General features: G+C 67.3%; 20 protein-coding genes. 6 read left to right on the forward strand and 14 right to left on the reverse strand.

Translation table 11 applies throughout. The features are described 5' to 3' along the window. Positions 1-58 precede the first annotated feature (58 nt). Complete coding sequence (locus tag HMPREF2581_RS23805; protein ID WP_003133443.1) at positions 59-970, forward strand: LysR family transcriptional regulator; 912 nt, start codon at positions 59-61, stop codon at positions 968-970. Positions 971-1,020: 50 nt separating this feature from the next. Here the strand turns inward: HMPREF2581_RS23805 and phnX are convergent, their stop codons facing one another. Together phnX and phnW are read right to left on the reverse strand one after the other, a co-directional pair. Continuing rightward, positions 1,021-1,848, reverse strand: a complete 828-nt coding sequence (gene phnX / locus HMPREF2581_RS23810; RefSeq protein ID WP_003100114.1) for a phosphonoacetaldehyde hydrolase — start codon at positions 1,846-1,848, stop codon at positions 1,021-1,023. A gap of 35 nt (positions 1,849-1,883) precedes the next feature. Continuing rightward, on the reverse strand, positions 1,884-2,999 hold the full coding sequence (phnW, locus tag HMPREF2581_RS23815) for a 2-aminoethylphosphonate--pyruvate transaminase (RefSeq protein WP_003086851.1): 1,116 nt from the start codon (positions 2,997-2,999) through the stop codon (positions 1,884-1,886). Between the two features lie 167 nt (positions 3,000-3,166). On the opposite strand from phnW, the gene HMPREF2581_RS23820 reads away from it, so the two are divergent. Continuing rightward, positions 3,167-4,027: a LysR substrate-binding domain-containing protein gene (locus HMPREF2581_RS23820; RefSeq protein WP_003109262.1), complete on the forward strand. Its 861-nt coding sequence runs from the start codon at positions 3,167-3,169 to the stop codon at positions 4,025-4,027. 9 nt (positions 4,028-4,036) lie between these two features. Here the strand turns inward: HMPREF2581_RS23820 and HMPREF2581_RS23825 are convergent, their stop codons facing one another. The 4 genes from HMPREF2581_RS23825 to HMPREF2581_RS23840 all read right to left on the reverse strand — a co-directional run bounded on the left by HMPREF2581_RS23825 (position 4,037) and on the right by HMPREF2581_RS23840 (position 6,363). Continuing rightward, positions 4,037-4,561, reverse strand: coding sequence for a DUF2937 family protein (locus HMPREF2581_RS23825; protein ID WP_003086848.1), 525 nt, complete (start codon positions 4,559-4,561; stop codon positions 4,037-4,039). A gap of 26 nt (positions 4,562-4,587) precedes the next feature. Next, positions 4,588-5,361: a class II glutamine amidotransferase gene (locus HMPREF2581_RS23830; RefSeq protein ID WP_003082680.1), complete on the reverse strand. Its 774-nt coding sequence runs from the start codon at positions 5,359-5,361 to the stop codon at positions 4,588-4,590. 3 nt (positions 5,362-5,364) lie between these two features. Next, positions 5,365-5,826 carry an HIT family protein gene (locus HMPREF2581_RS23835; RefSeq protein WP_003133454.1) on the reverse strand — a complete coding sequence of 154 codons (462 nt, stop codon included), beginning with the start codon at positions 5,824-5,826 and terminating at the stop codon, positions 5,365-5,367. A gap of 63 nt (positions 5,827-5,889) precedes the next feature. After that, positions 5,890-6,363: a hypothetical protein gene (locus tag HMPREF2581_RS23840; protein WP_003086834.1), complete on the reverse strand. Its 474-nt coding sequence runs from the start codon at positions 6,361-6,363 to the stop codon at positions 5,890-5,892. Positions 6,364-6,511: 148 nt separating this feature from the next. Here HMPREF2581_RS23840 and HMPREF2581_RS23845 point away from each other — a divergent pair, with 148 nt between their 5' ends. Further along, entirely contained in the window at positions 6,512-8,563 is a 2,052-nt protein-coding gene (locus HMPREF2581_RS23845; RefSeq protein WP_003109264.1) for a S9 family peptidase, read from the forward strand. A gap of 76 nt (positions 8,564-8,639) precedes the next feature. Further along, positions 8,640-9,179 carry a signal peptidase I gene (gene lepB / locus HMPREF2581_RS23850; RefSeq protein WP_003133458.1) on the forward strand — a complete coding sequence of 180 codons (540 nt, stop codon included), beginning with the start codon at positions 8,640-8,642 and terminating at the stop codon, positions 9,177-9,179. Between the two features lie 6 nt (positions 9,180-9,185). Here lepB and hxuC read toward each other — a convergent pair whose 3' ends face one another. From hxuC to HMPREF2581_RS23875, 5 genes are all read right to left on the reverse strand, one after another. Next, entirely contained in the window at positions 9,186-11,741 is a 2,556-nt protein-coding gene (gene hxuC, locus HMPREF2581_RS23855) for a heme receptor HxuC (RefSeq protein ID WP_003109266.1), read from the reverse strand. Positions 11,742-11,869: 128 nt separating this feature from the next. Continuing rightward, the gene (locus HMPREF2581_RS23860; RefSeq protein ID WP_003109267.1) at positions 11,870-12,853 is read right to left on the reverse strand and encodes a FecR family protein; all 984 of its coding nucleotides are present in this window, start codon (positions 12,851-12,853) and stop codon (positions 11,870-11,872) included. Continuing rightward, positions 12,850-13,377: an RNA polymerase sigma factor gene (locus HMPREF2581_RS23865; protein WP_003082669.1), complete on the reverse strand. Its 528-nt coding sequence runs from the start codon at positions 13,375-13,377 to the stop codon at positions 12,850-12,852. Before HMPREF2581_RS23865 ends, HMPREF2581_RS23860 begins: the two co-directional genes overlap by 4 nt. 149 nt (positions 13,378-13,526) lie before the next feature. Beyond that, positions 13,527-13,976 (reverse strand): YcgN family cysteine cluster protein, encoded by a 450-nt coding sequence (locus HMPREF2581_RS23870; protein WP_003082662.1) that lies wholly within the window; start codon positions 13,974-13,976, stop codon positions 13,527-13,529. Between the two features lie 76 nt (positions 13,977-14,052). Further along, complete coding sequence (locus HMPREF2581_RS23875) at positions 14,053-14,328, reverse strand: metal/formaldehyde-sensitive transcriptional repressor (protein WP_003082658.1); 276 nt, start codon at positions 14,326-14,328, stop codon at positions 14,053-14,055. 67 nt (positions 14,329-14,395) lie between these two features. On the opposite strand from HMPREF2581_RS23875, the gene aitP reads away from it, so the two are divergent. Continuing rightward, positions 14,396-15,358, forward strand: a complete 963-nt coding sequence (gene aitP, locus HMPREF2581_RS23880) for a CDF family iron/cobalt efflux transporter AitP (protein ID WP_003140390.1) — start codon at positions 14,396-14,398, stop codon at positions 15,356-15,358. Between the two features lie 11 nt (positions 15,359-15,369). Here aitP and HMPREF2581_RS23885 read toward each other — a convergent pair whose 3' ends face one another. The 3 genes from HMPREF2581_RS23885 to rnd all read right to left on the reverse strand — a co-directional run bounded on the left by HMPREF2581_RS23885 (position 15,370) and on the right by rnd (position 17,971). Then, positions 15,370-16,302: a D-2-hydroxyacid dehydrogenase gene (locus HMPREF2581_RS23885; RefSeq protein ID WP_003086815.1), complete on the reverse strand. Its 933-nt coding sequence runs from the start codon at positions 16,300-16,302 to the stop codon at positions 15,370-15,372. A gap of 254 nt (positions 16,303-16,556) precedes the next feature. Then, positions 16,557-16,850: a YcgL domain-containing protein gene (locus HMPREF2581_RS23890; RefSeq protein ID WP_003082651.1), complete on the reverse strand. Its 294-nt coding sequence runs from the start codon at positions 16,848-16,850 to the stop codon at positions 16,557-16,559. Next, positions 16,847-17,971 carry a ribonuclease D gene (gene rnd, locus HMPREF2581_RS23895; RefSeq protein ID WP_003109272.1) on the reverse strand — a complete coding sequence of 375 codons (1,125 nt, stop codon included), beginning with the start codon at positions 17,969-17,971 and terminating at the stop codon, positions 16,847-16,849. Before rnd ends, HMPREF2581_RS23890 begins: the two co-directional genes overlap by 4 nt. Positions 17,972-18,111: 140 nt before the next feature. On the opposite strand from rnd, the gene HMPREF2581_RS23900 reads away from it, so the two are divergent. Then, positions 18,112-19,173: an SMP-30/gluconolactonase/LRE family protein gene (locus tag HMPREF2581_RS23900; RefSeq protein WP_003109273.1), complete on the forward strand. Its 1,062-nt coding sequence runs from the start codon at positions 18,112-18,114 to the stop codon at positions 19,171-19,173. The last annotated feature ends 16 nt before the right edge of the window (positions 19,174-19,189 follow it).

Here is a 19,189-nt window from a genome sequence, read left to right on the forward strand (position 1 = left end):
TGGAGAGGCTAATCGCGCATAGACTGTCAAATCGAATTTGACAATAGGGTCGCCTTCCATGGTCAGCCTCGACCGCTTCGAAACCTTTCGCGCCGTGGTCGACTGCGGTTCCCTCAGCGCCGCCGCCGACACCCTCGGCCAGACGCGTGCGGTAGTCAGCTTCAACCTCAAGCGGCTGGAGGCCGAGCTGGGCGTTTCTCTGCTCAGCCGCAGCACCCGGCGGTTGGCCCTGACCGATGCTGGCGAACGCTTCTACCAGCGCTGCGTGAAGGTGCTCGACGAGGCGCGCCTGGCCATCGACGACGCCCGCGCCGAGCATGGCGAACTGCGTGGCAGCCTGCGCGTCACCACCACCCAGGAATACGGCCTGCGCCAACTGGTGCCGGCCCTGCAGGCATTCGCCCGGCTGCACCCGGCGTTGCAGGTACAATTGTCGACCTCATCGCTGCATGCCGACCTGATTGGCGAACGCTTCGACGTCGCCATCCGCCTGGGGCGCCTGGAGGACTCCACCCACCATGCGGTGCAACTGGCCAGCTTCGAGGTCCTGGCGGTGGCCAGCCCGGCCTGCCTGGCGGCGCTCGGCGAACCGCCGCCGACCGACCTGGAGAGTCTGGAGCGCCTGCAGAATCTCGGTCACAGCCGGCTGGCGGACTCCCTGCCCTGGCAAGTACGCGCCCCCGACGGCGCCCTGCGCAGCTACCGCGGACCGCGCCATCCCATGCTGCTGGCCGACAACGCCGCGGCCCTGCGCGCCTTTGCCCTCGACGGCCTGGGTATCGCCGTGCTGCCGGACTGGCTGGTGCAGGCCGACTTGCGCTGCGGCGCACTGCAACGCCTGCTGGCGGACCACGGGTTTCCGCTCCAGGGCGTGCATGCCGTTTATCCGCCGACCCGCCACCTGCCGTCGAAGGTCCGCGCGTTCATCGACTTCCTCAAGACTCGCCTGGGGCACCCGGACGCCGGTTAGAAAACCGAGGCCGCCGCGGTTGCCCGCGGCGGCCTCGGCACAGACGTGGCTCAGTTACCCTGCGGCATCTCGCCGCGCGCCAGGCGCGCATTGATGTCGCGGACCACCGCCGGCAGCTCGGCGATGGTCTCGATCAGGTAGTGCGGACGCGAACCTTCGAACATCTGTTCGATACGCGTCCGCTCGCGCTCCAGTTCGGCCGCCGGCAGCGCCTTGTACTGCTCGTAGGTGAGGCCCAGGGCATTGCCCGAGCAGGTCAGCGCCACCGTCCACATCCCGGCGCGGCGCCCTTCGAGGATACCCGGCCAGGTGTCGTCGACCTTCACGCAGGCCGCCACATCGTCGATCCCCAGGGCGATCACGTTGGCCAGCGCCTGGGCCGGCCATGGCCGGCCGTTGGGCACTTCGTCGGTGGCCACCACGTGGTCGGCGACGTAACCGTTGGTCTCGGCCAGGGCTACCACCTTCTCCATCACCACCGCCGGATAACCGGAACAGGAACCGATCTTCAGGCCCATCCCGCGGAGTTCGGCGATCGCCTGCAGGGCGCCGGGGATCAGCGCCGAATGTTCGGCGATCTTTTCGATCTGCAGCGGCATGAAGCGCTCGTAGATGGCGGTGACATCGTCGTCGCTGGGCAGGCGGCCGAAGACGGCGCGGTAGCGCTCGGCGATCGCCGGGATGTCGCAGAGGGTGCGGATGTGGTCCCACTTGCCCATTCCCATCGGACCGCGCGCTTCCTCCAGGCTGACCTGGACGCCGAATTCGGCGAAAGCCTCGACGAATATCTGGGTCGGCGCGAAGGAGCCGAAATCGACCACGGTTCCCGCCCAGTCGAGGATGGCGGCCTGGAGGGTGGCTGGCTGGTTGTAATTCATTGTCGTGAACCCTTTTCTGCTCGTTGTCGTTCAGTTCAGATCTCGAGGACTTCCAGTTCGCGCAGCGCCTCGCCGATGGCGGCGACCGCCTGCCGCATCTCCGCGGCGTCGACGTGGCCGATGCAGCCGACGCGGAAGGTTTCCACCTGGGTCAACTTGCCCGGATAGAGGATGAAGCCCTTCTCCCGCACGCGTTGGTAGAAGTCGGCGAAGCGGTAGCGCGGATCGCGCGGCGCGTGGAAGGTAACGATGATCGGCGCCTGGATTTCCGCCGGCAGGAAGCTGCGGAAACCGAGCCGGGCCATCTCGCCGAGCAGCGTTTCGCAATTGCTCGCGTAGCGCCGCTGGCGCGCCGGCAGGCCGCCCTCCTCTTCGTACTGGCTGAGCGCTTCGTGCAGGGCGGCGACCACATGGGTCGGCGGGGTGAAGCGCCACTGCCCGGTCTTGCGCATATAGGCGTGCTGGTCCTGCAGGTCCATGGCCAGGGAGTGGCAGTTGCCGGCGCTGGCTTCCAGGGCGGCGCTGCGGGCGAAGACGAAGCCCATCCCGGGGACGCCCTCCAGGCACTTGCCGGAGGCGGCGATCAAGGCATCGAACGGAACTTTCCGGGCATCGATCCCGATCGCCCCGAAGGAGCTCATGGCATCGACGATCAGGCGCTTGCCGTGACGCTCGACGACCTTGGCGATGGCCTCGAGCGGATTGAGGATGCCGGTGCTGGTCTCGCAGTGGATCAGCGCCACATGGCTGATCGCCGGATCGGCGGCCAGCAGGCGCTCGACGTCAGCGGCGGTGGTCGGCACGTTCTCTTCGGTCTCGAAGGTGCTGAAGGGCCGTTGCAGGACCTCGCAGATCTTCGCCAGGCGCTTGCCGTAGGCACCGTTGATCAACACCAGGACCTTGCCGTCGCGCGGCACCAGGGTGCCGATCGCCGCTTCCACGGCGAAGGTGCCGCTGCCCTGCAACGGTACGCAGGTGTGGCTGCCTTCGCCGCCGACGATCTTCAGCAGGCGCTGGCAGACGCTGGCGGTGAGTTCGTTGAAATCGCTGTCCCAGGAGCCCCAGTCGACCATCATCGCCCGACGGGTACGGTAGGAGGTGGTCAGCGGACCGGGGGTCAGCAGGATAGGTGCGCGTTCGGCAGTGCTCATGCTCATTTCCTCTGCGGGAATCGGCGAAAGAAACCGGATCGGGCTTCGCGGCCCGGGCGGTCGTTCCGCGCCGGCGTTCCGGGGAAGCCTGGAGACATAAGGTGAGCGCCGCGCTACTATCGTTCAAATTGTTTGTTCCGATGCCAGCCATAAGCCAGGCCGATACCATGAATCTCTTCCAGCTCCGCGCCTTCGACGCCGTCGCCCGCGAAGGCAGTTTCACCCGCGCCGCCGAGCGCCTGTGCATCAGCCAGCCGGCGGTGACCGGACACGTCAAGGCACTCGAGGAGCACTACCAGGTCACCCTGTTCCGACGCACCGCCCGGCGCATCGAACTGACCGAGGAAGGCTCGCGCCTGGTGGCGATCACACGCACCCTGTTCGCCCTGGAGGAAGAAGCCGAGGCCCTGCTCGACGCCAATCGACAATTGGTCTCCGGCCGCCTCGAGGTCGCCGCCGACGGCCCGCACCTGGTGATGCCGATGCTCGCCCGGCTGCGCGCGAGCTATCCGGGAATCACCGTCAACCTGCGCCTGGGCAACGCCCAGGAAACCCTCGCGGCGCTGCTCAGCGAACACGTCGACGTCGCCGTGCTGACCGAGGTCGAGGCGCGTCCCGGGCTGTTCCTGGAGGAGTTGGTGAATTCGCGCATCTGCGCCCTGCTGCCTCGCCAGCATCCCTGGTGCGAACGCAGCGAAGGCGTACCGCTGGAAGAACTCGACCAGCAGATCATGGTGCTGCGCGAACCCGGCTCGATCACCCGCCGCACCTTCGACCGCGCCTGCGCCAGCCAGGGCGTGCAGCCGCGGGTGCTGCTGGAGCTGGACAGCCGGGAAGCGGTGACCGAAGCGGTGGCCGCCGAACTGGGCGTCGGCGTGGTGTCTTCCCTGGAGGTCGGCAACGATCCGCGGGTTCGCGCGGTGCCGCTGGTCGGTCCCGAGCTGACCAACTGCCACCTGATCGGCTGCCTGGAGAAGCGCCGCGGCCTGCGGGTGATCAGGGCGTTCCTGGAACTGGCGGCGGCCTGAGTCGCGCCGTCAGCTCCAGTGACGCTCGCGGGTGCGGCGGTCTTCGCCGAAGCCGAACAGCGAGGCCAGCGAATACACGATCAGCTCGGCGATCCAGGCGACCAGCAAGGCGCAGCCCAGGCCCCAGGCGATCACCTCGGGCTTGAGCAGGACCTGGTAGCTGTAGCTGGCATAGGTTTCCATCAGCAACTCATGGTTCGGTGCGCGCAGCATGTGCCAGGCGCGGGCGTACCAGGGCCCCTGCATGGCCTGCCACTCGGCGTCGAGCATGCGCGCGCGGCGCATCAGGCGGTCGAGGTTCTCGCCGTCGCGCTGGAACACCGGATCGCTGTTGCTGCGGTAATGCCTGACCAGTTCCTCCAGGCTGCCGTTGAAGAACTGTCCGGCGGTCTGCTGGAAGCCCTGGATGTTCTGCGCCGCCTCCAGGCGATGGGCGTCGACGCGTTTGGCGTAGTCGTCGATGAAGCCGGGCACCTGCACCCCGAGCAGCAGGCCCAGGGTGAACAGCACCAGTCTCAGGTAACTGCGGAACATGCGCTCTCCTCGTCCACGGCGGCGATTCAGACCCGCCCCTTGGCCAACACCTCGCCGCCCCACCAGAGGACCCACTCGCCGCTCTGCTGCAAGGTCCAGTTCTCGTTGTCGGTGAGCGGCTCGGTGGCGATCACCGTGACCACGTCGTCCGGCGTGGTTTCCGCATGGAAGTCCACGGTCAGGTCGGCATCCTTCAACCGTGCCGGGCCGAACGGCGCGCGGCGGGTAATGTAGGCGAGTTTGCTGGAGCAGAAGGTGAACAGCCAGTCGCCGTCGCTGATCAGGGCATTGAACACGCCTTTCTTGCGATATTCGTCACAGGCCGAGATCAGCACCGGCAACAGCACCTCCACCGGCACCGGCTCGGGGAAAGCCCGGCGCACGCGGTTCAGCAGGTCGCAGAAGGCCGCCTCGCTGTCGGTCTCGCCGACCGGGCGGTAGAAGCCGGGCTTGGGCTGGAAGTCGGCCAGTTGGCCATTGTGCGCGAAGGTCCAGTAGCGCCCGCCGAGTTCGCGGATGAAGGGGTGGGTGTTGCTCAGCCCGACCTTGCCGACGTTGGCCTGGCGGATGTGCCCGATGACCGTCTCGCTCTTGATCGGGAAGCGCTGCACCAGCCGCGCCACCTCCGAATCGACGCTCGCCAGCGGGTCCTGGAACAGCCGCACGCCGCGTCCTTCGTAGAAGGCGATGCCCCAACCGTCGCGGTGCGGGCCGGTGCCGCCGCCGCGCTGCATCAGTCCGGTGAAGCTGAAGACGATGTCCGTCGGGACGTTGGCGCTCATGCCCAATAGTTCACACATGGCTCAAACCTCCCTGAGCAAGGCTGTACGTAGTAGTTCTCCTTCCCGCTGCAGACGCGCCTGCAGGCTCGCGCGACCAACCGGCAGGAAACGGGTCAGGGCGCGCCAGAGCAGTCGCGGCAGGTCGCCGCGACGCCGGGGAATCAGGTGCAGATGCAGGTGCGCCACGTGCTGGTTGGCCGCCACGCCATCGTTGAGCAACAGGTTGATGCCTTCCACGCCGAAACCGGCCCGGCGCAATGCGCGACCGGTACGCTCGGCGAGCGCCGGGAGGGCGTCGCGGGCGGCGGCGGAAAGATCGCTCAGGTGCGGGGCGTGCTCGCGGGCTACGATCAGCACGTGCGCCGGTCGCAGCGGAAAGATGTCCAGCAGGACGATGAAATGCTCGTCCTCGAAGAGTCTGTGCGCCGGCTCGCGGCCACCCGCTATGGCGCAGAACACGCAATCCATGGGAAATCCCGACATAGGCCTCGCCTCATGCTGAACGCCTGCCGGGCGTAGCGCAAGAATGGATTTCGTCGCGAAAGGCTACAGGCGCGGCTCGATGCGCATGCGCCGGTCGCCGTGCTCGTCGGTGCGGGTGTCGACGTCCGGCATCAACTCGGGCTGCATCATCTGCCGCAGGGTCGGCTCGTCCTCGGCATCCTGCGACGGATGCCGGCGATTCTTCCAGGCCCGCTCCAGCGGCCAGCGGATGGCGGCGATCAGCAGGTACAGGCCGAAACCCAGCAGCGCCACCAGGGCCAGGTCGGAGACCGCGCGCCAGGCGTTGTTGCCGACCTTGAACACGACGTCCAGCGCGGTGATGGCGATGGCCGGGGCGTAGAGGTCGTTCTGCGGGTCCACCGGAGTCGGCGTGAACAGCAGGATGAAGACGATCAGCCGCAGGGGTTCGCGCAGCCAGCGCCACATCCAGCCGGTCATCAGCCAGAACACCAGCATCAGGCCGAGTCCGGCGATGGCGTAGGCGCCCCAGGCGATCAGATAGTCTTGTTCATTCATGCGGCGTGCGTGGCGATAGCGGTGATGGGGGGCTTATGATAGCCGCTTTTGCATGCCGACGCGCCTACCCACCGATGACGGGCGCCGCGCCGCCAGTTTTATTCAGATTTCCCGGCCTCGCGCATGGCCGGACCGACGAGGATTCCCGATGCCCCATCCGCAGCCCCCCATCGCCCGCCGCGACGCCGGACGCGACCCCTACGCCTGGCTGGAGGAGCGCGACGCCCCGGAGGTGCTCGACTACCTGAAGGCCGAGAACGCCTACCTGGATAGCGAACTGGCCGACCAGGCCGGGTTGCGCGAGACCCTGTTCGAGGAGATCAGGGGACGCATCCGCGAGACCGACCTGTCGTTGCCCAGTCCCTGGGGTCCGTGGCTGTACTACCAGCGCACCACCGCCGGCGATGAATACCCGCGCCACTACCGCTGCCCACGTCCGGCGGACGGCAGCCTGGCGGTCGACGAAGGCGCCGAGCAACTGTTGCTCGATCCCAACCAGTTGGCCGACGGCGGCTTCCTCTCCCTCGGCGCCTTCAGCATCAGCCCCGACCAGAGCCTGCTGGCCTACAGCCTGGACACCAGCGGCGACGAGATCTACCGCCTGTTCGTCAAGGACCTCGCCAGCGGCGCGGTGCAGGCCCTGCCCTTCGACGACTGCGATGGCAGCCTGACCTGGGCCAACGATAACCGTACGCTGTTCTTCGGCGAACTGGACGACACCCACCGCCCGCACAAGCTCTATCGCCACCGCCTGGGCGAGGCCGGCGCCGAGCTGGTATTCGAGGAAGGCGACGGGCGCTTCTTCCTGCACTGCTACCGCTCCAGCTCGGAACGCCAGCTGATCCTCCTGCTCAACAGCAAGACCACCAGCGAGGCCTGGGTGCTCGACGCCGACCAGCCGCAGGGAACGTTCCGCTGCCTGGCGCCGCGCGAGGAAGGCCATGAGTACTACCCCGACCACGGTCGCCTCGACGGCCGGGGCCTGTGGCTGATCCGCAGCAACCAGGCGGGGATCAACTTCGCCCTCTACCAGGCCGAGGAGTCGCGGCCGACTCGCGAGCACTGGCAACTGCGCGTGGCCCACGACCCGCAGCGGACCCTGGAAGATGTCAGCCTGAACGCCGAGGCGGTGATCCTCGGCCTGCGCGACGGCGGCCTGCCGGTGATCGAGGTGCAACCGCAGGGCCTGCCGGCCTACCGCGTGCAGTTGCCGGACGCCGCCTACAGCCTCTACGTGCAGGACAGCCTGGAATTCGACAGCCCCTGCGTGCGACTGCGCTACGAGGCCCTGAACCGTCCGGCGCAGGTACGCCAGCTGAACCTCGCCGATGGCACGCAGACCGTCCTCAAGCAGACCCCGGTGGAAGGCCCCTTCGACGCCGACGCCTACGCCAGTCGGCGCATCTGGGCCAGCAGCGGCGACGGCACGCAGGTGCCGGTCAGCCTGGTGGCGCGCAAGGAAGTCCTCGACGGCATCGCCGCCGGGCGCCCCGCGCCGCTCTATCTCTATGGCTACGGCGCCTACGGGCATAGCCTCGATCCCTGGTTCTCCCACGCCCGCCTGAGCCTGCTCGAACGCGGCTTCGTCTTCGCCATCGCCCATGTCCGTGGCGGCGGCGAACTGGGCGAAGCCTGGTACCGGGCCGGCAAGCTGGAACACAAGCAGAACAGCTTCGACGACTTCATCGCCTGCGCCGAGCACCTGCTCGCCGAGGGCTACTGCCGTCCCGAGGGACTCGCCATCAGCGGCGGCAGCGCCGGCGGGCTGTTGATCGGCGCGGTGCTCAACCAGCGCCCGCAACTATTCGGCGCGGCGATCGCCGAGGTGCCGTTCGTCGACGTGCTGAACAGCATGCTCAATCCGGACCTGCCGCTGACCGTCACCGAATACGATGAGTGGGGCAACCCGCAGGAGCCCGAGGTGCATGCGCGGATCGCCGCCTACGCGCCCTACGAGAACGTCAGGGCCCAGGACTACCCGCACCTGCTGGTGGTCGCCGGCTACAACGACAGCCGCGTGCAGTACTGGGAAGCCGCCAAGTGGGTGGCGAAACTGCGGGCGACCAGGACCGACGCCAACCTGCTGCTGCTCAAGACCGACCTCGGCGCCGGCCACGGCGGCATGAGCGGCCGCTACCAGGGGCTGAAGGACGTGGCGCTGGAATACGCCTTCCTGCTCAAGGTCCTCGGCCTGGTATGACGACCGCGGGGGCCGGCGACGCCGGCCTTCCGCCACGAAAAAGGGAACCTTCGTGAAACGACGCTTCTGGCCCGCCATGGGCCTGCTCGCCGCGATCATGCTGGCCGTCTACCTGGCGAATCCGTTCGGCACCGCCAGTCTCGACCCGCGCGCGCGGCTCCTCGGCGTGGCGCTGTACAAGATCCCTTCGCGCTCGATGGAACCGACCTTGCAACAGGGCGACTTCATCCTCGCCAACGCCGCGCGCTACGCCTTCGCCGACCCGCAGGTCGGCGACCTGGTGGTGTTCCGCTTCCCGCCGCAGCGCAGCATCGCCTATGTGAAGCGCATCGCCGGGATACCCGGCGATCGCGTGCGAATCGATGGCGGCCGGCTCTACGTCAATGACCACCAGGTGACCGAGCCCTACCTGGCGCAGCAGGCGCTGCGCCAGCCGGACTCCCTGCGCATGGCCGAGCGGACCGTCCCCGCCGGCCACTACTTCATGCTCGGCGACAACCGCGACAACTCCAACGACAGCCGCTACTGGGGCTACGTACCGCGCGCCGACCTGGTCGGCCGGGTGTTCGTCGTCTGGTATGCCGAGGACACCCGGCGCATCGGTTCGGTGCGCTGACGCCCCTCAGAAGAACTGGGTGACGCTGATCTTGGCGTTGCGTCCCTGGCTGTAGACCAGGTCGCCGCCCAGCGGCTGGCGATAGGAGCGGTTGAACAGGTTGTCCACGGTGAAGTCGATGCGGGTGTCCTTCAGGCCCAGCTTGGCCGGGACCCACTCGGCGAACAGCCGATGGGTGTCGTAGCTGTCGTTGGCCGCGTGATCCCAGTAGATATCGCCGGAACCGGTACCCATCCCGCCGCTGTAGCGATCGCTGGGCAGGCGGTCGGTCTTGCGCACGAACTCGCCCTGCCAGCCGAGCTTGGCATCCCATTCCGGAACCTTCAGGCCGAGCATGGCCACCCACTTCGGCGGCGGGATGTCGCGCGCCCACACGTTCGGTCCCCAGGGATTGCTGTAGGCACCATCGTGCTTGCCGGTCATCCACGAGTAGGACAGGCTGCCGAACAGCCGCTGGCTGTCGTAGAAGCTCTCGATCTCGAAGCCCTTGATGGTCAGGCCCGGCAGGTTGCGGTAGTTGCTCAGCGGCAGCATGTCGCCGCAGCTACCGCCGATACTGCCGTTGTCGATCGACTGCTGGCTGCAGCCGACGCTGCGGGTGCGGAATATCTCGTCCTTGATGCGGTTCTGGAACAACGTGGTGCGGATCTGCAGGCTGTCGCCGGCGACCAGCAGGTCCGGCAGGTTGATCACGCTGCCGCCACGGATCGCATGGATGCGCTCGGCGTCCAGGTCGCGGCTGCTGCCACCGATGGTCGAGCTGTTCTGCACTTCGTACTGCTCGTCGATCACCGGCGCTCGCCAGGTCTCGGTGTAGTCGGCGAAGAACGCCAGGTTCGGCGTCGCGGTCCAGAACACCGACAGCCGCGGCGACCAGCCGGAGTAGGTCTGGGCGCGATAGTCATGGCCGAGCTTGGGATTGTCGTAGATCGGCGCCAGGTTGGCCTGGCCGTCGTTGCGCACGCTGTCGAAGCGCATCGATGGAGTGACGGTCAGGCTGCCGTAGGTGATCGCGTCCTGGATGTAGAAGCTCTGCGTGTCCTGCTTGCCGGCCGGCATGAATGCCGGTTGCAGCCAGCCGTAGTTGTAGCGCGGGGTCTCATAGGTCTTGCCCGGCATGTGCATGAGGATGTCGCGCTTGTGCTTGTGCAGCGCCGCGCCCAGGGTCAGCTCGTGCTGTAGCGCTCCGGTATCGAAACGGCTGGTGTTGCGCAGTTCCAGGACCTTGTCCTGGTACTCGGTACGCATCCGCTTGCCGCCGGTGGCGAGCTGGTAGAAGGCGGTGTCCTCGCGACGGTCGAGCTGCTCGGTGCGGGCGTCGGAATAGCTCAGTTGCAGGTCGATCCAGGGATTGTCCAGCGGATGGTAGTTGTACTTGCCGGTCCAAGTGGTGTCGGTGGTATCGCGGTGGGCCAGCAGGCGGGTCAGGCCCAGCTCGTAGCCGTAGCGGTCGATGGTCCACTGGCTCGGCGGGGTCGGGTAGCTGCTGGCGGAGAACGGCGTCCAGCGCGAGCTTTTCGAGCGCAGGTAGGTGAAACCCAGGTCGTGCTCCTCGGTGGGGTGCAGGTTGAGCTTGAACAGGCCGGTCTTCTCGTCCTGGGCGCTGTTGGGCAGGCGCTTGGGGTTGATCGGATAGTCGGTGGGCGACAGCGGCAGGTTGTCGGCCAGCTTCATGTCGCGGCCGTCGCGGCCGTTGAGGTAGAGCAGGGCATCGACGCGGCGGTCTTCGCTGCGGCCGAACACGGCGCCGGAGTAGATCTTCTGCTGGTCGTTGGAGTGATAGCCGTACTTGAGCATGGCGCCGAGGTCGCGGCCTTCGCGCAGCAGGTCCGGCGCGTCCTTGGTCTCCATGTGCACGGTGCCGCCGAAGCCGCCATTGCCGGTGAACACCGAGTGCGGCCCCTTCTCCACCTCGATGCGCTTGATCATTTCCGGTTCGATGAACACGGTGCCTTGCTGGTAGCGCTCGAAGCCGCTCTTCTGCGCGCCGTCCAGGGTATAGGGCACGTCCTCGGCGTCGCCCAGGCCCCAGATGTTGGTGGTCTGTCCGCCCGGCTTGGGCGAGCCGCCCATGGTCACCCCGGGCAGGGTCTGCAGCAGGCTGGGGATGTTGTCCGCCTGCTGGCGTTCGATATCCCGCCGGGTCAGGGTCGAGCGGCCGACGTTGCTGGCGTCCACTTCGCGACCGTTGCCGACGATGGTCTGCGCGTCCAGTTGCAACGCGTTGTCGCTGTAGGCGTCGACCTGGCGCCGGCGCACCACGTAGCCGCCGCCCGCCTCCACCAGCTCCAGCTCGGAACCGACCAGCAACCGCTCCAGCGCCTCGCGCACCCCGTAGCTGCCGCTCAGCGCCGGAGCGCGCAGGCCCCGCAGGAGCGACTCGTCGAACAGCACCTGGACCTGCGCCTGCTGCGCCAGGCGCGACAGCGAGGCGGCCAGCGGCTGCGCCGGCAGGTCGAAGCGTCGTTCGGCAGCGCTGGCGCCGGCGGCCCACAACGCGGCGCCGAGCACGGCGGCGGAACACAGCGGGCGCCAGGCGGCGCGGGTGAAAGGCAAGGTCATGCTGGAACTCTCCCCAAGTGACTGCTGGATGTCGCCGGCAGCGGCGACGGACAGCAGAGAAGACGCAGCAGGGAGAAAAACCCACATATGCGAATGAAAAATATTTTCATTAACGCTGAAGACGCGCCTCAGCGCGCCAGGATCAGCACCTCGCCGCCAGCCTGCGGCTGTACCCGCACCGGCAATAGCGCCGGCAGAGCGAGGAGAAAATCGTCGGGGCGGGCGATCCGCACCGTGCCGGAGACCCGCTTGCCGGCAAGCCGGGGATCTCCCAGGCGGATCGGCGCGGCACGATAGCGCGACAGTTCCTCCACCAGTTCGCCCAGCGGCTTGTCGCGGAACACCAGTTGCCCATCGCGCCAACTGGCGACCTGCTCCGGCGCCACATGGCCGAGTTCCAGGCGCTGGTCGGCGAGGTCCAGGCGCGCGCTGTCGCCAGCCAGCAGCACATGTTCGGCATCCTTCTCCAGGGACGGCTGCAACGCCACGCGCCCCTGTTTCACCGCCACGGCGAGGGCCTGCGCGTTGCGCCGGACGCTGAACTGGGTACCGAGTACGGTGACCCGGCTGTCGCCGCTGCCGACCCGGAACGGCCGGGCCGGATCGTGGCTGACCACGAAGAACACCTCGCCTTTCTTCAACAGCACGTCGCGGGTGCGCTCGGCGTAACGCACCTGCACTTGGGTATCGACGTCGAGGAACAGCTTCGAGCCGTCCGCCAGGACCACCTCGCGCTGCTCGCCAGGCGCCGTGCCGTAGGCGAGGTTCGGCCCGAGCGACTGGTCGCGCCAGAACAGGGTGGCGACGAGCAGCGCGCAGAACACGAAGAACGCCGCCGCCAGCGCCCGGGGCAGGCGCCAGGCCGGCACCGGTTCGGGAATATCGTCCAGCGCCGGGCGCGGCAGGCCGTCGAATTCGCGCCAGAGCCGCTCCATGCCCTCGAGCGCTTCGCGATGGCGCGGATCGGCGCATAGCCAATCCTCCAGCTCGGCCCGGCAGGCAGCGCTGAAATGCCCGGAACGACGCCGGCTGAACCAGTAGGCGGCGCGGTGATCGATGTCCTCTTCGGTTTCGTCGGCGAACAGCGGTTCCAGTCGTTCCAGCGGCTTCATCCTTCGCCTCCCTGGCCAAGCCGCCGCTTGCAGTGCAGCAAGGCGCTGGCGATGTGCTTTTCCACCATGCTCAGGGAGATTCCCATGCGCTCGGCCACTTCGACCTGGGACAGGCCGTCGAACTTGTGCAGGACGAACGCTTCGCGCCGCCGCGGCGGCAGCTCGGCCAGCGCGGCCGCCAGGTGGCTGAGGCGCTGCTGCTGTTCGAAACGCTCGCCCGGCCCGGCCGCCTCGCCTTCCAGCGCGGCGGGTTCGTCGTTCGCCGCCGGCCGGTCGAGATCCTGGCCGCGGCTCTGCTGCCGGCGCCAATGGTCGCGCAACAGGTTGCGGGCGATCTGGAAAAGAAATGCGCGCGGCTGCTCGACCGATTGCCGGCCCGGCCATTTCAGCCACTGGGCGAAAGTATCCTGGGCGAGGTCGGCGGCGTCCGCCGAACTGCCCAGGTGCTTGCGCAGGAAGCGCAGCAACTCGCCATGGAACGCCTGATAGGCATGCGAGACGGAACCACGGAAGCGCTCATCCATCCGTGCATCCTCCGGCGGCGCCCCCCGCGCCGTTGACCCGCTGCAACACCTCGCCTCCCCGCTTCCGTCGGATACGGAAGTCCCTTCGCAAATATGCGAATGATAATACATATCATTTCACAAGGTAAGGAAGTGCGACGGACGCGAGCTCAGCCGGCGCGGAAGATCAGGTAGTCCTCCCAGTCGTCCTCGGCCACCTGGGTCTCGCTGAGCATGCGCCCGGACTGGGAAATGCGTTCCTTGTGGACCCGCTCCGGGTCGCCGCAGACCAGGTGGTGCCAGAGCGGCAGGTCCTTGCCTTCGGCAACCAGGCGATAGCCGCAGGTCGGCGGCAACCACTGGAACTCGTCGGCCTGCGCCGGGGTGAGCTGGATGCAGTCGGGGACGAAACGGATGCGCTCGGCGTAGTTGGTGCAGCGGCAGCTTTGCAGGTCGAGCAGCTTGCAGGCGATACGCGTGTAGTAGACGCTGCCGTCGTCCTCGTCCTCGAGCTTCTGCAGGCAGCACAAGCCGCAACCGTCGCACAGCGACTCCCACTCGTCCTGGTCGAGTTGGGCGAGGGTCTTGCGTTTCCAGAAGGGTTCGACTTTGGCGGCCATGGCATCGGGGGCTGGTGAAAAGGCGCGATAGTCTAGTCCCCCGCCCCTTCCAGGCCAAGCACCGGCCGGCACATGGCTACTTCAGGTAGGAACGCAGCGCGGTCACCACCAGTTCCAGGTCTTCGCGACGCTGTTCCGCGCTCGCCTGCTCGGCGCCGAGGTGTTCGCGGATGTGCCCCTCCAGCACTTCGTTCATCAGGCCGTTCACCGCACCGCGGATCGCCGCGATCTGCTGCAGCACCGCCGCGCATTCGCTGCCCTCTTCCAGCGCCTGCTCCAGCGCCCGGGTCTGCCCGGCGATGCGGCGCACCCGCGCCAGGAGCTTCTTCTTCCCATGGATGGTATGGGCCACCGCTCTCTCCTCCAGGTAATATACTGGGGTATAGTATATTTTCGACGTCTCGACAGGACAGTAGCAAATGCCCGGCACCCCGACTACCCAGCCCCTGCGCCATTCCCATCGGTTCGACCAGGGCAACCCGCTGGCCGAGCGCAACACGCGCTGGGCGGTATTGCTCACCGCCTGCATGATGGTCGCGGAAATCGCCGGCGGCTGGCTGTTCAACTCCATGGCCCTGCTCGCCGACGGCTGGCACATGAGTTCCCATGCCCTGGCCCTGGGTCTTGCGATACTCGCCTACGGCGCCGCGCGGCGCTATGCCGACGACCCGCGCTTCAGCTTCGGTACCTGGAAGATCGAGGTGCTCGGCAGCTACACCAGCGCCCTGCTGCTTCTGCTGGTGGCCGGGCTGATGCTCTACCAATCGGTCGAACGCCTGCTCGACCCCAGCCCGATCCACTACCAGCAGGCGATGCTGGTCGCCGCGCTCGGCCTGCTGGTCAACCTCGCCTGTGCCTGGCTGCTGCGCGACGGCCATGTCCACCATGGGCACGGCCACTCGCACCACGACCACGACCACGACCACGACCATCATGCCCACCGGCACGACCTGAATCTGCGCGCCGCCTACCTGCACGTGCTGGCGGATGCCGCCACCTCGCTGCTGGCGATCGTCGCGCTGGCCGGCGGCCTGCTGTGGAACGCGGCCTGGCTGGACCCGCTGATGGGTATCGTCGGCGCGGTACTGGTCAGTGTCTGGGCATGCGGCCTGATCCGGCAGAGCAGCCGGGTATTGCTGGATGCGCAGATGGATGCGCCGGTGGCTGCGGAAATCCGCGCGGCGATCGCCAGCAGCCCGCTGCCGGCGGAACTGCTCGACCTGCACCTATGGCAGGTCGGCCAGGGCAAGTACGCCTGCCTGCTGAGTCTGCTGACCACCGAGGAAGGCAGCGCCGACTATTTCAAGCGCCGCCTGGCCGAGCATGAGGAACTGGTGCACATCACCGTCGAGGTGAATCCGCTGCTCCCGCTCGCTGCCTGAGGGAACGCGGCTCAGTAGCCGCGAGCGAAGTCCACCTCGCCACGCATGGCGGTGCCCGCCCAGAAGCGCGCGAGGTTGTCGCGGAACAGTTCGACCATCGCCCCCGGCAGGGTCGGCGCGGCGGTGTGGCCGGTCAGCAAGAGGCGCGGGGTATGCCAGAACAGGTGGTTGGCCGGCAGCGGCTCTTCGCGGCAGACGTCGATCACCGCGCCGGCCAGCTGGTTGTTCTCCAGCGCCGCCACCAGGTCGGCGTCCACCACCGCGACGCCACGCCCGGCGTTGATGAACAGCGCCGTGGATTTGAGCCGGGCGAACAGCGCACGGTCGTAGATGTCGTGGGTATCGGGGGTGTCGGGCAGCAGGTTGATCAGGTAGTCGGCCGTCTCCACCAGGCGGCCGAGGTCGTCGAGCGAGCCCATGCGGTTGAACGGCACCAGCGAACGCGGATTCTTCGCCACCCCGGTCAGGTCCATGCCGAAGCCGGACAGGGTATGCGCCACCGCCTGGCCGATCTCCCCGGTACCCACGATCACCGCCTGCCGGCCACGCAACCCGCCAGGCGTGCGGCTATCCCATTGCGAACCGACCTGGCTGGCCAGGCGACCGAGGAACTGGCGCTCGTGGGCGAGCATGTAGGTCAGCAGGTATTCGCTCATCACCTGGCCGAAGATGCCTACCGCGCGTGTCAGGCTGTAGTCCTTCGGCAGGTCGGCGGCCAGCAGCGGCGTGATGCCCGCCCAGGTCGACTGCACCCAGACCGGATGCACGCCCTGGCGCAGCATCTGCGCCACCAGGTCGGGCTGGCCGAGCCATATCGAGCACTCGCTGGCGGCGTCGATGAGTTGCAGGGGGTCGTCCCCCGCCACCACCTTCAGGCTGGGGTCGGCCGCCATCAGCAGCGCGGCATAGAGAGCGTGGTCACGTTCGAGAATCAGCAAGCGCATGGGTCACACTGCCAAGCCGGACAAGGGCTGGCGATCAGGCCGGAGAATATTGTTCTTTCATGCATCACGGCTCCTGGAGGGAAGCCCTCGAGAGCAGCAGGATTGGCGCTGGTAGACCACGGTCGCTGCCAGGGGTTCCGCTATCGTGCGACATCTTGCGGACATCATGCACCGAAGGCGCAGCCTTGCACAGAGCGGGTTTCACGTCGTTAAAGTGGCGCCGGGAAGCCGGCGCCAGCGGGGTACGGCTCGCGTCAGAGCGGGTCGTTCATGCGCAGCAACTCTTCCGGGAGATGCTCGATGTACTCTTCTTCGCCCGGCGGCATCTGCAGGTGGAAGCCCTGCTTCTCGATGTTCTCCAGGACCTTGGCGACATCCTCGCGGGCCAGTTGGCGCTCGGGGGTGAGCAGCAGGTCGAAGACATGTTGCGGCGCGCCGAACGGCACCAGCAGGGCCTCGGGCACGCGGCTCAACGCCTCGCGCTTGTCGACGTAGAGGTACATCTCGTTCTTGCGCGGGCTCTTGTAGACGGAACAGATTCGTTTCATGCGCTCTCCAGGGCGTCCAGCAGGGCCTGGCCCATGCGTTCGCGGCGCCAGCCGCGGAGGGAATCGGGCAGTTCGTAGGGACCTTCGGGATAGCCGCTCTTGAGCAGTGCCTCGAGGATCTTCTTGCGCAGCATCAGCTCGGGCGCCATGCCCAGGGTCTCCGCTTCGCGCTGGCCGATGGCGCGCAGGCTCTTGAGCAGCGGGGTGACCTCCGGCGGCAGCGGCTCGGGCAGCGCCTCGGGCCATTCGCTCTGCGGCAGGCGCGCAGCCTGGGCGATCAGTTCGATGAGGAAGTCGCCGTCCTGGCGCACGGTGCGCGGATGCATGTCCTCGATCGCCGCCAGGTCGGTCTTGTTCTTCGGCAGCAGGCGCGCCAGCGGCCACAGGGTGCGTTCGCGCAGCACGTGGTTGCGCGGCCGGTTGCGCAGGCGTGCCTGCTCCTCGCGCCAGGCGCAGAGTTCGCGGAGCACCGCCAGTTGCTGCGGACGCAGCCGCCAACCCAGCTTGACCTCGCGGTAGGCCTCGCGCGGATCGCTCTCGCGGCAGAGGTTGGCGACCAGTTCGGCGCCGTCCTCCAGCAGCCAGGCGCGTTTCTCCTCGCTCAGCCGCGCATCCAGGGCCAGGTAGACCTGGGCGAGGTGCTGGACGTCGTCGGCGGCGTAGCGCATCTGCATCTCGGTGAGCGGCCGTTGCAACCAGTCGGAACGGGTCTCGTCCTTGGGCAGGTCGATGTCCAGCACCTCCTTCACCAGCTTCGAATAGCCCATCGAATGGGCCATACCGAGATAGGCGGCGGCCAACTGCGTATCGAACAGCGGCACCGGCAGGCTGCCGGTGAGGCGCAGGAACACCTCGAGGTCTTCGCTACAGGCGTGCAGCACCTTCACCACCCGCTCGTCTTCGAGCAGTTCGGCGAAGGGACTCCAGTCCTGGATCAGCAGCGGATCGATCAGCCACTCCTGCCGGCCATCGCCCACCTGCACCAGACCGGCCGCGGGATAGAAGGTATCGACGCGCATGAACTCGGTATCGAGCGCGAGGTACGGCTGTGTGCGCCATTCCCGGCATTGCTGCGCCAGGCTGGCATCATCGCGGATCCACTGGATTTCGGGCGCGGTCACGAACATCTCCTTGGTCAAGTGCGGCGCATTATATAGAGCCTCGCGCCCTGCGAGCATTCCGCTCGGCACCGCGCTTGCCGATGAACGTAGCGAATGTCCATACTCCGCCCCTTGTCCGACAATCCGAACAAGGGAACTGCATGAAGAAGCTCAGCGGAATAATCGTCCTCCTGCTGGCTGGCGCGGCTCTTTACCTGGCCCTGAAGACCAGCCCGATCGACCCGCTCGCCTGGGATGCCCCGGCCGCTCCGCAGATGACCGGGGTCCTCGAACCCAACGACACCCTGATGAAGGCCGAGCTGCTTGGCCAGGGCCAACTGCACGGCCCCGAGGACACCGCCGTGGACAGCCAGGGCCGCGTCTATGCCGGTCTCGCCGACGGCCGCGTGGTACGCCTGGACGCCAGCGGCAAGGTCGAGACCTTCGTCGACACCGGCGGCCGCCCGCTGGGCATGGACTTCGATGCCGCCGGCAACCTGATCCTCGCCGACGCCTGGAAAGGCCTGCTTCGCATCGATCCGCAGGGCAAGGTGGAAACCCTCGCCACCGAGGCCGACGGCGTCCCCTTCGCCTTCACCGACGACCTCGACATCGCCAGCGACGGCCGCATCTACTTCAGCGACGCTTCCAGCAAGTTCCACCAGCCCGACTACATCCTCGACCTGCTCGAGGCCCGACCGCACGGCCGCCTGCTGCGCTACGACCCGTCCACCGGCAAGACCGAGGTGCTGCTCAAGGACCTGTACTTCGCCAATGGCGTGGCACTCTCGGCAAACGAGGACTTCGTACTGGTCAACGAGACCTACCGCTATCGCATCACCCGCTACTGGCTGAAAGGCGAGAAGGCTGGCCAGCACGAGGTGTTCATCGACAACCTGCCGGGCTTGCCGGACAACCTCCAGGGCGACCGCAAGGGTACCTTCTGGGTGGCCCTGCCGACCCCGCGCAAGGCCAACGCCGACTTCCTCCACCGGCATCCCTGGCTGAAGGCGCAGCTGGCCAAGCTGCCGCGCATGTTCCTGCCCAAGCCGACCGCCTACGGGCTGGTCATCGCCATCGACGAACAGGGCAAGATCGTCCGCAGCCTGCACGACACCAGCGGCCACCACCTGCGCATGATCACCTCGGCGAAGCCGGTGGGCGACCAGCTCTACTTCGGCAGCCTGGAAAACGACCGGATCGGCCGCCTGGCGATCCCCTGAGAGAAACGAGACGAAA

It is taken from the genome of Pseudomonas sp. HMSC057H01, assembly GCF_001836405.1.
Lineage (GTDB): Bacteria > Pseudomonadota > Gammaproteobacteria > Pseudomonadales > Pseudomonadaceae > Pseudomonas > Pseudomonas aeruginosa.